At 42.7% G+C, this 14,734-nt stretch carries 13 protein-coding genes; 10 read left to right on the forward strand and 3 right to left on the reverse strand.

The genetic code is table 11. The features are described from left to right. The 8 genes from HXY43_RS26085 to HXY43_RS26120 form a co-directional block, all read left to right on the forward strand. The coding region (locus tag HXY43_RS26085; RefSeq protein WP_290889942.1) for a hypothetical protein at positions 1-654 on the forward strand (654 nt) is incomplete at its 5' end. Between the two features lie 136 nt (positions 655-790). After that, positions 791-1,945, forward strand: coding sequence for a glycosyltransferase family 4 protein (locus tag HXY43_RS26090; RefSeq protein WP_290889945.1), 1,155 nt, complete (start codon positions 791-793; stop codon positions 1,943-1,945). A 51-nt stretch (positions 1,946-1,996) separates the two neighbouring features. Further along, a complete protein-coding gene (locus HXY43_RS26095) occupies positions 1,997-2,845 on the forward strand; it encodes an FkbM family methyltransferase (RefSeq protein WP_290889948.1) in 849 nt (282 codons plus the stop codon). A gap of 79 nt (positions 2,846-2,924) precedes the next feature. Beyond that, complete coding sequence (locus HXY43_RS26100; protein ID WP_290889951.1) at positions 2,925-3,986, forward strand: NAD-dependent epimerase/dehydratase family protein; 1,062 nt, start codon at positions 2,925-2,927, stop codon at positions 3,984-3,986. A gap of 248 nt (positions 3,987-4,234) precedes the next feature. Further along, the gene (locus HXY43_RS26105; protein WP_290889954.1) at positions 4,235-5,371 is read left to right on the forward strand and encodes a glycosyltransferase; all 1,137 of its coding nucleotides are present in this window, start codon (positions 4,235-4,237) and stop codon (positions 5,369-5,371) included. 135 nt (positions 5,372-5,506) lie between these two features. Further along, positions 5,507-6,538, forward strand: a complete 1,032-nt coding sequence (locus HXY43_RS26110) for a glycosyltransferase family 2 protein (protein ID WP_290889958.1) — start codon at positions 5,507-5,509, stop codon at positions 6,536-6,538. Between the two features lie 392 nt (positions 6,539-6,930). Next, complete coding sequence (locus HXY43_RS26115) at positions 6,931-7,902, forward strand: glycosyltransferase family 2 protein (RefSeq protein ID WP_290889960.1); 972 nt, start codon at positions 6,931-6,933, stop codon at positions 7,900-7,902. A 20-nt stretch (positions 7,903-7,922) separates the two neighbouring features. After that, the gene (locus HXY43_RS26120) at positions 7,923-9,356 is read left to right on the forward strand and encodes an O-antigen ligase domain-containing protein (RefSeq protein WP_290889963.1); all 1,434 of its coding nucleotides are present in this window, start codon (positions 7,923-7,925) and stop codon (positions 9,354-9,356) included. A gap of 123 nt (positions 9,357-9,479) precedes the next feature. Here HXY43_RS26120 and HXY43_RS26125 read toward each other — a convergent pair whose 3' ends face one another. Then, positions 9,480-10,847, reverse strand: a complete 1,368-nt coding sequence (locus HXY43_RS26125; protein WP_290889966.1) for a cytochrome P450 — start codon at positions 10,845-10,847, stop codon at positions 9,480-9,482. 212 nt (positions 10,848-11,059) lie between these two features. After that, a complete protein-coding gene (locus tag HXY43_RS26130; protein ID WP_290889969.1) occupies positions 11,060-12,430 on the reverse strand; it encodes a cytochrome P450 in 1,371 nt (456 codons plus the stop codon). Between the two features lie 524 nt (positions 12,431-12,954). On the opposite strand from HXY43_RS26130, the gene rpiA reads away from it, so the two are divergent. Beyond that, positions 12,955-13,665, forward strand: coding sequence for a ribose-5-phosphate isomerase RpiA (gene rpiA / locus HXY43_RS26135; protein WP_026734058.1), 711 nt, complete (start codon positions 12,955-12,957; stop codon positions 13,663-13,665). Between the two features lie 418 nt (positions 13,666-14,083). Continuing rightward, positions 14,084-14,359: a hypothetical protein gene (locus HXY43_RS26140; RefSeq protein WP_026731760.1), complete on the forward strand. Its 276-nt coding sequence runs from the start codon at positions 14,084-14,086 to the stop codon at positions 14,357-14,359. A 190-nt stretch (positions 14,360-14,549) separates the two neighbouring features. Here the strand turns inward: HXY43_RS26140 and HXY43_RS26145 are convergent. Further along, positions 14,550-14,734, reverse strand: a 185-nt coding sequence (locus HXY43_RS26145; protein ID WP_290889974.1) for a hypothetical protein, incomplete at its 5' end; no start/stop codon positions are given.

Here is a 14,734-nt window from a genome sequence, read left to right on the forward strand (position 1 = left end):
AATGCTTTAAAGGCTGTAACTGGTTCTCATGTACTCTTTCTCGACGATGATGCTGTTTTAGGCGAAACTTTTTTGGAGACAGTTTTTGCCTATTTAGAAAATTACGTCAAAGAATCAGGGGATGAAATCGATAAAATCATTGTGACTGGAACTCAGACAGATGATGGTCATGTAATTTTTCCTGGCAAACAAGACTTTCTAGGTTTTCAGAAAATTCCTTATCAGGAAAATGAAGAAATGGAAACTGTGGTAATTATTAGCACAGTTTTCCCCGCTGGTGTTTTCCAAAAAGTGTTGTTTGATGAAAAATTAGTCTACGGTTGTGATGAAGTAGATTTTACAACTAGAGCACTGAAGCAAGGATTTAAAATCAAGCTTTGCTCAGAGGCTGTAAACCATCACTTTGGTTCGGATATTAATCGTGACTTTTATAAACCGTATCACGAAGCTTCACGAATTTACGTCACTTTCAAGCGATATTTATCCACCGAGCAAAAAGTGCTAAAGGCTTGGGTTTACTTAGTAATAGCCTCACTGCACACAACTGCTCACAGTTTAAAAGCAGCAGGTATGCAAGGCATTCTTAAGACAATTCAAACCTTGCGCCTAGTCTCATCTTATTTGTCTTTGGAGTATTTCCCAGAAGGTAAGTAGCTTAATTCAAAGTTAGTTTTTTTCGATGATGCTAATTTCATAATCTGCATAGATATAAGAATTTAGCATCACATTTGTATCAGAGAGGTGAGTTTCATAGTAGTAAAAGTGATCTTTAAATACAGGATATTAAATTGTGAAGGTTTGCATTGTTACCCACAGTGTTGTGAAAGGTAATGGTCAGGGACGGGTAAATTATGAGGTAACAAAGGAAGCGATTCGTCGTGGCTACCACGTTACCTTATTAGCAAGTCAGGTAGCTTCGGAATTACAAGAAAGTAGCCAAGTTAGATGGGTTTGCATTCCGGTAAAAGGCTGGCCTACGGAATTTGTCCGTAACATGATTTTTTCTTGGCGAACTGCAAATTGGTTGCGCCAACATCGGTCTGAGATTGATCTAGTCAAAGCCAATGGTGCTATTACAATGGCCCCGGCAGATGTGAATGCAGTGCATTTTGTCCATAGCTCTTGGCTGAAGTTTTCCGCGAAAGGGGCTACACCTGATTCAGATTGGACTGTACTGAATCCACGCGGAGTTTTATATGATTTTTACCAGTGGCTGTATACAGACGCAAACGCACGTTGGGAAAAAAAAGCTTTTCATCAGGCGCAAGTTGTTGTAGCTGTCTCAGATAAAGTAGCTAAGGATTTGATCGAAATCGGTGTACCACCCGAAAGCTTGCAAGTGATTGTAAATGGCGTTGACTTGCAGGAGTTTTCACCAGGTATCAGCGATCGCCAAAAGTGGGGGCTTCCACAAGAAGTACCCCTCGCACTGTTTGCAGGAGATATCAGAATCCCTCGCAAAAATTTGGATACGGTATTACATGCCTTAGTGAAAGTCCCTCAGTTACACCTAGCAGTTGCGGGAATTACGGAAGGCAGCCCATATCTACAACTATCGGCATCGCTGGGATTGAGCGATCGCGTACATTTTTTGGGACTTCGGCATGATGTCCCGGAATTAATGAAAGTAGTAGATTTCTTAGTCTTTCCTTCACGTTATGAGCCTTTTGGCTTAGTAGTAATTGAAGCGATGGCTTGTGGTCTACCTGTGATTACGGCTAGTACAACTGGCGCGGCTGAACTGATAACACCGGAAGCTGGGATAGTTTTACCAGATCCAGATGACACCGAGGCTTTAGCGCAGGCGCTGCTGTTGCTAGCAAGCGATCGCAACTTGCGAAGCCAGATGGGAAAAGCCGCCCGCGCGATCGCAGAACAACATAGCTGGGATCGGATGGCTAAAAGCTATGTAGATTTGTTTGAACAGTTGAAAAAAAGTGTGTAAATTTACTTAGACTCGATAATTCTACAACACCTTGCGAAGAAGTTTATCCTTATGAACTCGTTACTTTCTCTTTGGAAAACCGTCAGACAAACATTGCATGAAGTACGACAAGCATGGTCGTTAGCAGGCGATTTCAGTTCGCGTCTGCGTCTAGTGTCTGACTTCGTTCTCTACAGGATACTAAAAGTTATCGATCTCAAATCTCACAATCAAGAGCGCACCATCCGCTGCTCGAATGGTCTTGTCCTCACATATCGTCTTAATCGCGGAGATATCCAAAGTATACGTGAAGTGTGGCTTGACGATGCATACCGCTTGCCATTCTCCCTCAAGCCCGGTTTAGTAGTTGACCTTGGTGCAAACATTGGTTTGACAAGTCTGTGGCTACACCAACAATATGGATGTGACAAGATTATCGCCATAGAGCCAAATCCGAGTAACGCTCAGCTAGTACGTAAAAATCTTATCAACAATAAAATTAATGCCACTGTCATAGAAGCAGCGATCGGGCCAACTGATGGGGTAGTCACTTTTGAGTCATCCCAAGATTCCAATATGGGAAGAGTGGCTGTGAATGGAGAACAGGTCACAACAGGGGAGCAGGTGAAAATTATATCTATGGCAACGCTGCTTGCCGAACTGCCTCACGATCAAGAAGTGGACTTGGTGAAGCTGGATATAGAAGGCGGTGAGCAGCAGCTACTATCAGGCAATCTCTCGTGGCTAAAGAGAGTGAAGGCAATAATTGCAGAGTTTCACCCAGAAGTAGTAGATTATCCAGGTTTAATTAAAACTATACAGCAACAAGAATTCCAATACATCCCCGCTCATACCCTAGACCATGATAATATGGATGCCTTTGTACGTGAATCCATAGCAGCGAGTGTCTTGGCGGGGTAAAAGCCTGAAAGTGAGGAAACCAAGCAAAATTAGTTTTATTTTCAACTGTTCAACTAAACAAATTTAGGAAACTATAGTTATGAATTCCAAGTCTCTTTTAGTCACAGGTTCATCAGGTCTAATTGGTTCAGAGGTTTGTACCTATTTTTCAGCCCAGGGCTGGATGGTTCATGGCGTTGACAATAATAGTCGGGCTGCCTTTTTCGGGCCAAGCGGCGATACTCGTTGGAATCAAAAACGATTAGAAGATGAATTGAGTAACTTTAAGCATCATGAACTAGACATCCGCGATCGCGCTGGCGTACTCAAACTAATTGAAGAATTAAAACCAACAGCAATTGTACATACCGCCGCCCAACCATCCCACGACCGGGCTGCACAAATACCCTTTGATGATTTCGATACCAATGCTGTTGGTACGATGAATTTGCTGGAGGCGACACGACGCTATACTCCTGAAACCATCTTCGTACACATGTCAACAAACAAAGTGTATGGAGATGCTCCCAACGAGTTACCACTAAAAGAGTTGGAAACGCGTTGGGAATACGCACGCGAATCAGACTATAACGGTATAGCTGAAAACTTCCGCATCGATCAATCCAAACACTCTCTGTTTGGAGCTTCCAAGGTTGCAGCAGATATTATGGTGCAAGAATACGGGCGATATTTTGGCATCAGAAGCTGTTGCTTGCGTGGGGGTTGCCTGACTGGCCCAAATCACTCTGGTGTAGAATTGCATGGATTTTTGAGCTACCTAATCAAGTGCAATTTAGAAGGCAAAAAGTATTTCGTTTACGGTTACAAAGGTAAGCAAGTCAGGGACAACATCCACTCATTGGATGTAGCTAGATTTATTGAAGCCTTCATCGAAAATCCCAGAGTTGCAGAGGTTTATAACCTAGGTGGAGGTCGGGGTAATAGTTGTTCTATTCTAGAAGCTTTTTCTTTAGCTGAAACAGTTTCTGGCAAAAAAATGGTGTGGGAATACGTCGATAAAAATCGCGAAGGCGACCATATCTGCTACATCAGCGATTTAACTAAAATGAAAGCTCACTACCCAAATTGGGATCTAACTAAAAGTCTGGATGATATCTTCAGCGAGATTCATCTAGGCTGGTTAAAACGTCAAACAGTTTAAGAAATGAGTTTCCTTGGTGTCTTAGTGTCTTTGTGGTGAAAAAATTTATTTTTGAAACACCAAGACACGAAGGCACAAAGAAGCATAGGAAAGAGTCTTATCTATGTGTTGCATTCTTTTTTATTGGTATTACTTTACAAGTCAGAAGGCTTTTGATGTGAGATTTCTGCCTTTTAACTTCCGCCTTCTACTTGCCTAGTGTTGGTGGCAACAATATTGAATCTCTATATATTTTGTTAGAACTTCTTATGAAAAAAGTTTTACTCATCACAACTTTTTTGCCAAATATAGGCGGTGGTTCGGTAATTTTAAGGAGCTTGATTCCGGCCTTAAAAGAAAAAGGTATTGATGTTGAATGGATTTATTTTACTGAAAAAGAAGTAGATTTCCCAGAAGCCAAACGACTTGGAGAAGGGTTAATGGGAGGAAAATTAGTCAAAGATACTGTTAATAGTGGATTACTTTGGCACGGAATCAAAACTCCCCAACTAATTAGCACAATCAACAAAATTCTTTCTCTCAAAGCCGATGCTTACTGGGTGATTGGACATAGTGACGGGATTTTAATTGCTAAGGAACTTGCTCGCAGAACAAGTATTCCCGTACATTTGACGATTCACGACGATTTAGTTGGTGGGTGGTTTGGCAGAACTCGCCGCTATCGATGGCTATCAAAACAAGCGAAAAAGGTGTTTGCAGAAGCGATGCACGCCGTTAATTCAGTGGATGTAGTTAGCGAAAGCATGCGTCGCTATTATCAGAAAATATTGGGCGTTGACTCTGTTGTTGTGCATCGTTATTTGCCGAATTTACCTCAGCTGGAATCAAAACCAAGCGAACAAAATACATTAGTTGTTGGACATATCGGTTCGATTTATTCTGCTGATGAATTTCGCTTGTTTTGCCAGGCTTTAGAGAACTATGGTAAACAGCAAAAATTATCAGTTCAGTTTATTGTCATTGGTGCAGACCGTAGGTTTTTACCCACAGATTTTTCTGAGCTAATTGTAGATATACCCCAACTGACTGAAAATGAAGCGATCGCCAAATTAGCTCAGTGTCATTTCATGTATGCAATGTATCCTTTTGACAACGCATTTGCGATTTTTCGTCAGACCAGCTTACCAACAAAAGTTACTACCTATATACAAGTGCAAAGACCTATCCTCGCACATACCCCAACTGACAGCAGCCTCGCAGAAATTGTTAATACCCACAGATTAGGAATTACCACAGAGGCTTTGAGTGTAGCCGCTCTAACTGAAGCGATCGCACGGATTTGTGAATATAAACTCAGCGATCGCGCTTTTGAGTTAGCACATAACGGTTTGTTTGGTATGGAAAACGTCAATCGCATGGTCGCTTGTCTGGATAAAAATGCGTAGCACAAGAAAACAAGAGGCAATGGGCATGGGGCAATGGGCATAGGGCATCGGGTATCGAGCATAGAAAAGATCCAATTCCCAATTCCCAATCCCCAATTCCCAATCCCCAATCCCTTGAAAAGGAGTTAATTATCTGTGTCAGAGTTTCCCTTAGTAGCCATTTGCATTCCCACCTACAATCAAGCGCGTTACTTAGTTCAATCGGTAACTAGTGCTTGCAATCAAACCTATCCCAACATAGAAGTATGGGTTGCTGACGATGCCAGTACTGATGAGACACCAGAAGTGATGGCAAAGCTCTGTCAGCAGTTTTCGCAGGTGCATTACTATCGGCAACCCAAAAACCTTGGTATCGCAGGTAACAATACTTGGCTTTTGAGCCAGCCACAAACAGAATTTATTGTGCGCTTAGACTCAGATGATGTGTTGTTGCCAAATTATGTAGAGACTTTAGTCCCACTACTGCAAAAATATCCAGAAGCTGGTTATGCTCATAATGCTGTTCACGAAATAGACGAGCGTGGAGAAAATCGCTCTGTGCGGCGCATCGCCAGAATCGAAGAGTTTCAGAATGCTGAAGATGCATTGCGAGCTTCTGTGTCTGGCTATCGCGTAGCGGCAAACATTTGTATGTTTAGAAGCAAGGCATTAAGAGAATTAAAGTATTACGAAAACCGCCCAGAATTTGTAGAAGATTACGATTTGGCAGTCAGAATAGCAGATGCTGGCTATGGTAATGTTTATAGCAACGAAATATTAGCTTGCTATCGCGTCTGGACAGACATAAATACACCACGCCCCAAACGAAAAAATCTGCAATTGAAAGGATACATTCGTATTTTTGAAGAAAGCTTGCAGCCTGCCTTTCAGCGGCGGAGTTGGGATACAAAAGTGCTGAAGAAACAGCGCCAAAAGTTTGCGATTATACATTCGGCTTACTGCTTTTTACCTATCTACAATCAACAAGAACGCGATGAACTTGTGGGATTATTGAAACAATTAGGTGATTCAACTGCATTGCGACTGCGTATATTTTTATTGTCTTTGGGTCTAGCTCCATTCTTTGAGTGGCAGCTACACACAGAATTAAAGTTAAAAGGTATGGTCAAGAGTTGGTTAAGTAAACTCAAGACTGGTTCCACAGTTAAAACAGCAGAACCAACTTGACACTCTCCTGCCTGAAGGCAAGGAGATTCTTGGTTCAACGAGTCCACTTAGACTAGGTTCCTTGCGTTGCCTAGCCCAGAGGTGGTTCTCTCCTCAAGCTTTAACTTTCCGAGTGCCCCTCGGTAGTTGCATTACTGCAAAATTTGTTTGAATTTAATGCGCTTGCGTCTAGTAGCTGTAAATCTTTTACCTACTTCCAAGCTGAGTACTAGAACTACGAAGTAGAACCCCATAGATTTAGTTGTCAAGGTGCAGCGTCTACTTGTTAGGTAGCAATCGGGTTTTTAGACAGGTTAGTTACCCTTCCTGTTGTTATTATTTTACCACCAAACCGATGATGAAAACCGTCCTAAAATGACGGGGTTTTAGACCCAATTAATTTGCATACAACCATGATGACCATCACTGCCATCATTCCCACCTATCGTCGCCCTAAAGACTTAACTCGTTGTTTAGAAGCACTCAAACAACAAACTCGCCCAGCAGATGAAGTGCTGGTGACAGTGCGAGACATCGATAACGACACTTGGGCATTATTCAAAGAATCAAACTTTCATCCCTTGCCAATCCGTACTGTCACTGTCACGCTTTCAGGAGTAGTTGCAGCTCTCAATGCAGCTTTAGATGCTGCCAAAGGCGATATCATCACAGTCACCGATGATGATGCTGCACCTCATCCTGATTGGCTAGAACGGATCGAAACATATTATCTCTCAGATGACCACTTAGGTGGTGTGGGTGGACGAGACTGGGTGTACTGGCAAGGTAAATTGTTAGATCATGGCGATACTGAATTAGTCGGTCAACTTCAGTGGTTTGGGCGTGTAATTGGCAACCATCACAGAGGTGTAGGAACAGCCCGTGAGGTAGACATACTTAAGGGTGTAAATATGAGTTTCCGCCGGAGCGCGATCGCGATCGCCCAACTTCGCTTTGATGAGCGGATGCTGGGTACAGGAGCGCAGGTGAACTTCGAGATGGCCTTATGCTTGGCATTGAAGCGCAATGGCTGGAAGCTTGTTTTCGATCCGGCGATCGCAGTGGATCACTATCCAGCACAACGTTTTGACGAGGATAAGCGAGACAGATTAAATGAGGTCGCTCTTGTGAACGCCGTACACAATGAAACCTTAGTTTTGCTGGAACACTTACCGCCTGAACGTCGTGCAGTGTTTATGGCATGGGCTATACTGGTGGGTACGCAAGAATCTTTAGGTTTCGTGCAGTGTTTGCGATTCTTGCCCAAGGAAGGAAAATTGGCTGTAAGAAAATGGCTGACATCCCTCCGGGGTCGCTGGCTGGGTTTGCAAACTTGGCAGCAATGTCTGCGGGAAGCCTCAAAAAAAGAGATAACTAGTAAATAGTCTCTGGATGGTGATGCTCAGTGATTTACAGGCACGTAAATATCAATAGTTCTTCCGCAACAAACGTTAACCAACAAAATCCGCCGCTTCTGGGTTGGCTGGCAATTCTGGCGCTAGTGGTTTTTTCCGCAGCGTCTATTGCTGCGGGTGCTGGTTCCATATTTCGCCCGGCATACGTAGTGATTTCTTTCGCTGTGGGTGTTTTTTTGTATCTGCGATATCCCGTACTTTACATGGGTTTTCTTTGGTGGATGTGGTTTCTCACCCCTTTGATTTCTCGTTTAATTGATTATCGTAGTACCTTCGATCAGAGTCGCTTCATACTGGTATCGCAGTATTTAGTCACACTCATCACTATGCACACCGTCTTGAAAGAACTGCCTCGGTCATATCGTCAAGGTGGTTTGCCCTTTATCTTGGCTCTTTCGGGTGTGTTGTACGGTTCCCTGATCGGATTCATCAAAACATCACCTGTTACCGCTGTTAGGGGTCTTTTCGATTGGTTAACTCCTATTAGCTTCGCTTTTTACGTATTTATAAAATGGCGTGACTATCCTCAGCATCGCCAAAATATTACGCGAGTATTTCTTTGGGGGGTATTAGTAACGGGAGTTTATGGAGTCATACAATACTTAGTTGCACCTGAATGGGATAGATTTTGGTTGATCAGCACAAAACTCCAAAGCTTTGGCAGACCCGAACCTTTAGGAATGCGGATCTGGAGTACGATGGCATCATCTGGGCCTTTTGCCACAACGATCATGACAGGTTTACTGTTGTTATTTAATAGCAAAGATGTTTTACGTATCCCTGCATCAGCAGCTGGCTATTTAGCATTACTACTAACACTAGTAAGAACCATGTGGGGAGCATGGTTGGTAGGTATACTCACCCTACTCTCTTCACTCAAACCACATATCCAAATGCGTCTGATTGTCACTATTTTAGTCATGGCAATCTGTGTCATCCCCCTGGCTACTGTAGAGCCATTCTCTGAGGTGATTGCCACTCGACTAGAAACTTTTTCTAATCTCGATGAAGATAGCAGCGCCCAAGCCAGGCAAGGGATTTATGAAAGAGGAGTCAACAAAGCCCTAACAAACTATTTAGGTAACGGCATCGGCAATACATTTATTGTTAACGAAAAGGGTGTACTAGAACCTATTGTGATTGATAGCGGCATTTTAGATACGTTTTTCACACTAGGTTGGTTTGGTGCTGTCTTTTACTTAGGTGGATTAATTTTGTTGTTGTTTCAAGTATTTCAGTATTCTGAGCTTGGCATCGATCCTTTTATGGCTGCTGCACGCGCCATTGGTATTGCTTGTGTTGTGACTCTACCCATTGGTAGCGGCATGCTAGGAGTCTCCGGCATGATTCTTTGGGGATTCTTAGCCATTGTGATGGCAGCACATAAATACCATGTACATCAACGAAACTCCGGATTTAATTGACTCCTGTGCGTAGTCAATAGTTATTGGTCATTGGTCATTAGTTAGTAGTTAGTGGTTAGTAGTTAGTGGTTATTCTCCCCATCTCCCCCTCTCCCACTCTCCCCAAATGGGTAAATTCAAAACCTAACAGCTTACTAGATTGGGGGCTTTCACCTTTTTTCCTGTCACTACCATTGACACACCACCACCTGGTGTGGTAGCAAGACCACGACGCACAGCACGTACCGGACGACGATCGGCTAGATCCAGTTGCCAGCGTGTCAAAATAGTTGCCAGTACAAGTTTCATTTCAAACTGGGCAAATGCCATACCCAGACAGCGACGGTTGCCGCCCCCAAAGGGCATATATTCATAAGGTGAAAATTGGCGTTCCAAAAAACGCTCTGGCTTAAACTGCTTCGGTTCTGGGTATATATCCTCGCGCTGGTGGGTCAAATAAATACAAGGAGATAAATACGTACCTGGCTCAAAGTCGTAGCCCATCAGTTGAAATGGTACTTTCAAAATACGACTGAAAGTAAATAAACCAATAGGATATATACGCAATGTCTCTTGGCAAACTGCTGTGAGATAAGGTAGCCGAGCAATTTCACTGGGATCTGTATCGTCGCTGATGTTTTCCAATTCCTTCAGCAGTTTCTCGCGGACTGTTGGTAGGTTGTGAATCCAATATAATGCCCATGCTAAAGCAGAAGCGGTGGTTTCATGACCTGCCAACAGTAATGTAATCAATTCATCGCGTAATTCTCGATCTGTCATTGACCGTCCTGCTTCATCACAAGCCGACATCATTAAACTTAAGATATCTTCACCAGAAGTATCGGATTGCTGACGACGTTCCTGAATTTCAGCATAAATAAGTTCGTCAATTCGCTCTCGTTGACGGACAAAGCTTCCCCAAGGACTCCAAGGGCCTAAATCTTTTTGCAGCGTCTTCAGAAACAGGAAACCAGACTTGACAGGTGAGTCAAAATTATCCAGCATCTGACTGAATAGTTGTCGCAATTCCTCGAAACGTTCTCCCTCATCAACGCCAAAAACAGCACGAAGGATGACTCGCAGCGAAATTTCTTGCAGGACGGAACGGGCGATGAAAGATTTACCAATAGTCCAGTTATCGGTGACTTTCTCGGTGATGTCACAAATTAGCTTGCCATAGGTTCGCATTCTCTCGCCATGAAAGGGAGGAGTTAACAGACGTCGCTTGCGTTGGTGGCGATCGCCATCTAATAATAACAGCGAGTCATCTCCTACTATAAAATGGAAAATTTTGTTAGCTGGCCCAGACTCAAATAGTTTGGAGTCAGCAGTCATGATTTGCTGAAGTGCTTGTGGGTGGCTAACAACTATTAATGGGGGAAAGCCAGTTATTCGAGATGTAAAGCAGTCTCCATAGCGCTTTGCATTCTCTTCTAAGAATTCTAAAGGGCGAAAGAGCACCTGAATTAGTTGTACGAAGGCTGGTGTACGCGGGCCATCAGGGAGTTTCATATAAAACCTCGCGATAAGCGTGGAAACCCACTACATATCTTTAATATAGTTGAAAGGCGGTTGTACAACCGCCTATACCGAAGCTATCAAAATTCAGGCGTTGCTGATTGAAAGTATGAAACTGTTAACATCAGATTTACAATCTACTACTGTAGAAGCAATTCATGAATTGCTTCTACAAAATTCATACCTCGATTCAGCAACGCCAAAATTCAACCAGAAATAGTCTCTAGAGTTCGAGACTGAACCTGATGCCGATCTTTCACAACCATTTGGATGGAGCGATTTGGCCCTGTTACCAAACCACGCCGTCTAGGTTGCACATCTGAGTTATCCACCAGTGCCAATTCCAAGCGCGAGAGAATGGTTGCTAGTACCAATTTCATTTCAAATTGAGCAAAGGCGTCACCAATACAGCGTTTTGCACCACCCCCAAATGGCAAAAATTCATAGGGTGAAAATTGCCTTTCTAAAAAGCGCTCTGGTTTAAATTGCTTAGGCTCAGGGTATAAATCTTCGCGTTGGTGTGTGAGATAAATAGATCCCATTACCTGTGTACCTGGTTCAAGATCATAACCACATAGGGATAGGGGTTGTTTTACTACGCGGGCAAAAGTGAGCATTGCTACAGGGTAAATTCGCAAGGTTTCGTAACAAACGGCATTCAGATAGGGTAATTTCAAAACACTGTTGGAGTCAGGGCGATCGCCAAGGGAATCAAGTTCTTGCAGTAGCTTTTCGCGTACTGCTGGCAATTTGTGAATCCAATATAATGCCCAAGTCAAGGCTGTTGCTGTGGTTTCATGACCAGCTACCAACAAGGTCATCAATTCATCACTTAACTCTGCATCGGTCATAGGCTGACCTGCTTCATCCCGTGCTGCGATTAATAAGCTAAGAATATCTGTGCGAGATGAGTCTGCTTGCTCTCGACGTTCCTGAATTTCTTCGTACAAAAGTTTATAAGCTTGCTCTCGGCGGCGCAGAAAAGTTCCCCAAGGAGTTAGCGAGCCTAAATCCCTTTGCAATGCTGGGAAATAAAGCATTAGCGCCCTCAAGGGAGAACTTCCGCCCCTATCCAGCATTATTTTCAAAATATCTTCCAGTGCTTGGGCACGAGGACTATCATATAGCCCAAACACAGCTTGCATGATTATCCGCATAGTAATAGCCTGCATGGCAGATCGCACGCAAAAGGGTTTACCGATTTGCCATTGGCTAATGATTTCTTCTGTAACCTTGTTAATTACTTGTGCGTAGGCTCGCATTCTGTCACCATGAAAAGGAGGCATCAACAACTGGCGTTGACGCCGATGCACTTCACCACTGACAGTAATTACAGAATGCTCACCTAATGTTGGTAAAAAAAGCGGTTCTCCGGGAGCTTCAAACTCTTTAGCGTCTCTAGTTAGTATCTGCTGTAGTGCTTGGGGGTTACTCACAAAAACCATAGGACTTGTCAGCTGCAATGTAAAGATGTCCCCATAGCGTCTAGCACAGTCTTCCATATACGTCATAGGATTTAAAATCCACTGGAGAATTTGTACCAATTGTGGAGTTTGCGGGCCGTTTGGTAATTTCATAGGCTCTACTCGCTGCTTTCACGCTTTGTCGCCACTGTAATTAATAAGTGTAATCAATTCAGGGTTGATGCGAGCTTTGCATATAAATTGTGATTCTGATGTTCGTAGTAGGCACTATGAGGTGTATTCGCAAGCGATCGCCACTACTAATCAAATCCTCATGGCTGCATGGTTTATTCTCAATTAATCGAGATTTGCTCAGGTTTATAGAGTGAACCCTGATGTGATTTAAAACAGCGATCGCGTTGACTGTATTCACTAACTTGCGATCTAAGCTCGACTGCGATCGCCCTTTCTTCGGAAAATTACTGAATATATGTTTTTATCATAGTTATATAAATTACTTTTAATAATTGAATATGTTTTCGTTTTGGGAGTCACTTTATTTACGTTCCTATTTGTGTATTAGTAGGAGGTGCAAGATATAAGTCTCCCTATCTCCCCATCTCCCCCTCTCTCCCTCTCCCCCGATCTCCCACTCTCCCCTACTATGGACTATAGTCAGTTTTTCAGGAGCTTTGGGAATGACCGCAGTAACAGACCCCGTGAAATTGATGAAGCAAGAAGTCGGCAAAGCCGCCGCCGCTCTTGTAAAATCGGGTTCCATTGTCGGGTTAGGTACAGGATCAACAACAGCGTATGCGATTCAATATATAGGAGAACGCCTCAAGTCTGGCGAACTTAAAGATATCGTTGGTGTTACTACCTCTTTTCAAGCAGATGTTTTAGCAAAGCAGTATGGCATACCACTAACCACCTTAGATGCTATTGACCACATCGATATTGCCATTGATGGAGCAGATGAAGTCGATCCGCAGAAGAATTTGATTAAAGGTGGGGGTGCAGCACATACTCGTGAAAAAGTAGTAGATTACCTGGCAGATCGGTTTATCGTTGTTGTGGATGGTGGCAAATTAGTTGACCGACTCGGCTCGGTTTTCCCTGTGCCAGTGGAAGTGATACCAATGGCTGTTACCCCTGTGATGCGGGCAGTTGAGAAACTTGGTGGTAAGCCAGAGCTACGGATGGGAGTTAAAAAAGCAGGGCCTGTAATCACCGACCAAGGCAATATGGTCATAGATGTTAAATTTGACTCTATTGATGATCCAGTTAACCTCGAAAAAACGCTGAATAACATACCCGGCGTCCTCGAAAATGGCATTTTCGTCAATTGTGCCGATGTAGTGTTAATTGGTGAAGTTAAAAATGGTCAGCCTGTAGTGCGAGAAATATAAACTAGGGGCGAAGCATTAAGGTAAAAATTATTGGGTTTGACAGAAATAAATCTTTCCAAATGCTTCGCCCCTACTATAAATTGGGATAGAAATAAACTTGTAGTACACTGTTAAATTTGAAAATTTGTTTTAAAACTAGTCTACAGTCAAACAACCTAGTTATAAATAGTTTGGTATAATCTCCAGTCTGATCCCGCTCGGGATAAATTCGGTATAAGTACTGATTTCTCTATCTTCGCAATTCTATTAACATTTATATCTACAAATAAATTAATATTAGGAGATGAAGTAACCAATATGACAGTACAGTATTGTTTTTTACATCTAAAATAAATTGATTTACACTCTGCAATCAATTCTGCAATCAATTTATACAGGTCATTTTGCTGAATCTCAGATAACTTAAGGAGTACCTACAGTGAACAAGATTCAATCGGCTTTGGTTATTAGTTACCTGCTGATGACCTGCTATTTTTGTATCAATTGGTTAAGATTTTCTCTCCGCCATCCAGTTTCTTCTCCAGAAGAGAATTTTTTATCTTGGGTGATGTTTGCGATCGCAACTATTTTGTGGCCCTTAGTTATTCCCATGTATTTGGTAAAAACTTGCAAGACAAGACAATTTGAATTCAGTAGTGTAGTCCCTATGCTGATTGCAATCTCTGCGTTTGGTTTAGTATTTTACATGAGCTAGTTGATCTTGGTAGCAATTTTTTAAGAAGCGTTATGATTTGTATTTTTGTTTACTTTGGGGAAGCAGGTCAATCCTTCTATGCTTCACTCTCTAACCCCAAAGGGAATTCTAGCCTTTTCTGTAAACCCTGCCAAAACAGATAATTTAAACACCTCACAGCTTGGCTGGAGTTAAATTCATATTTGTTCTGCTATTCTATTGGATTCTCAGGATGATTGGCTGCTAGAGAAGAATCCAATCTTTGCAATAATAATTCTTCTAAGTAGATAGACATAAATAAAGTAAAAATAGGGCGGGCGAGACGCCCACCCCACAAGAACAACAAATCTCTTGTGGGGTGGAGAGAAGTTGCCGGGGAGATGTTCTTTCCGGCAA

Source organism: Fischerella sp. (assembly GCF_013388695.1).
GTDB lineage: Bacteria > Cyanobacteriota > Cyanobacteriia > Cyanobacteriales > Nostocaceae > PCC9605.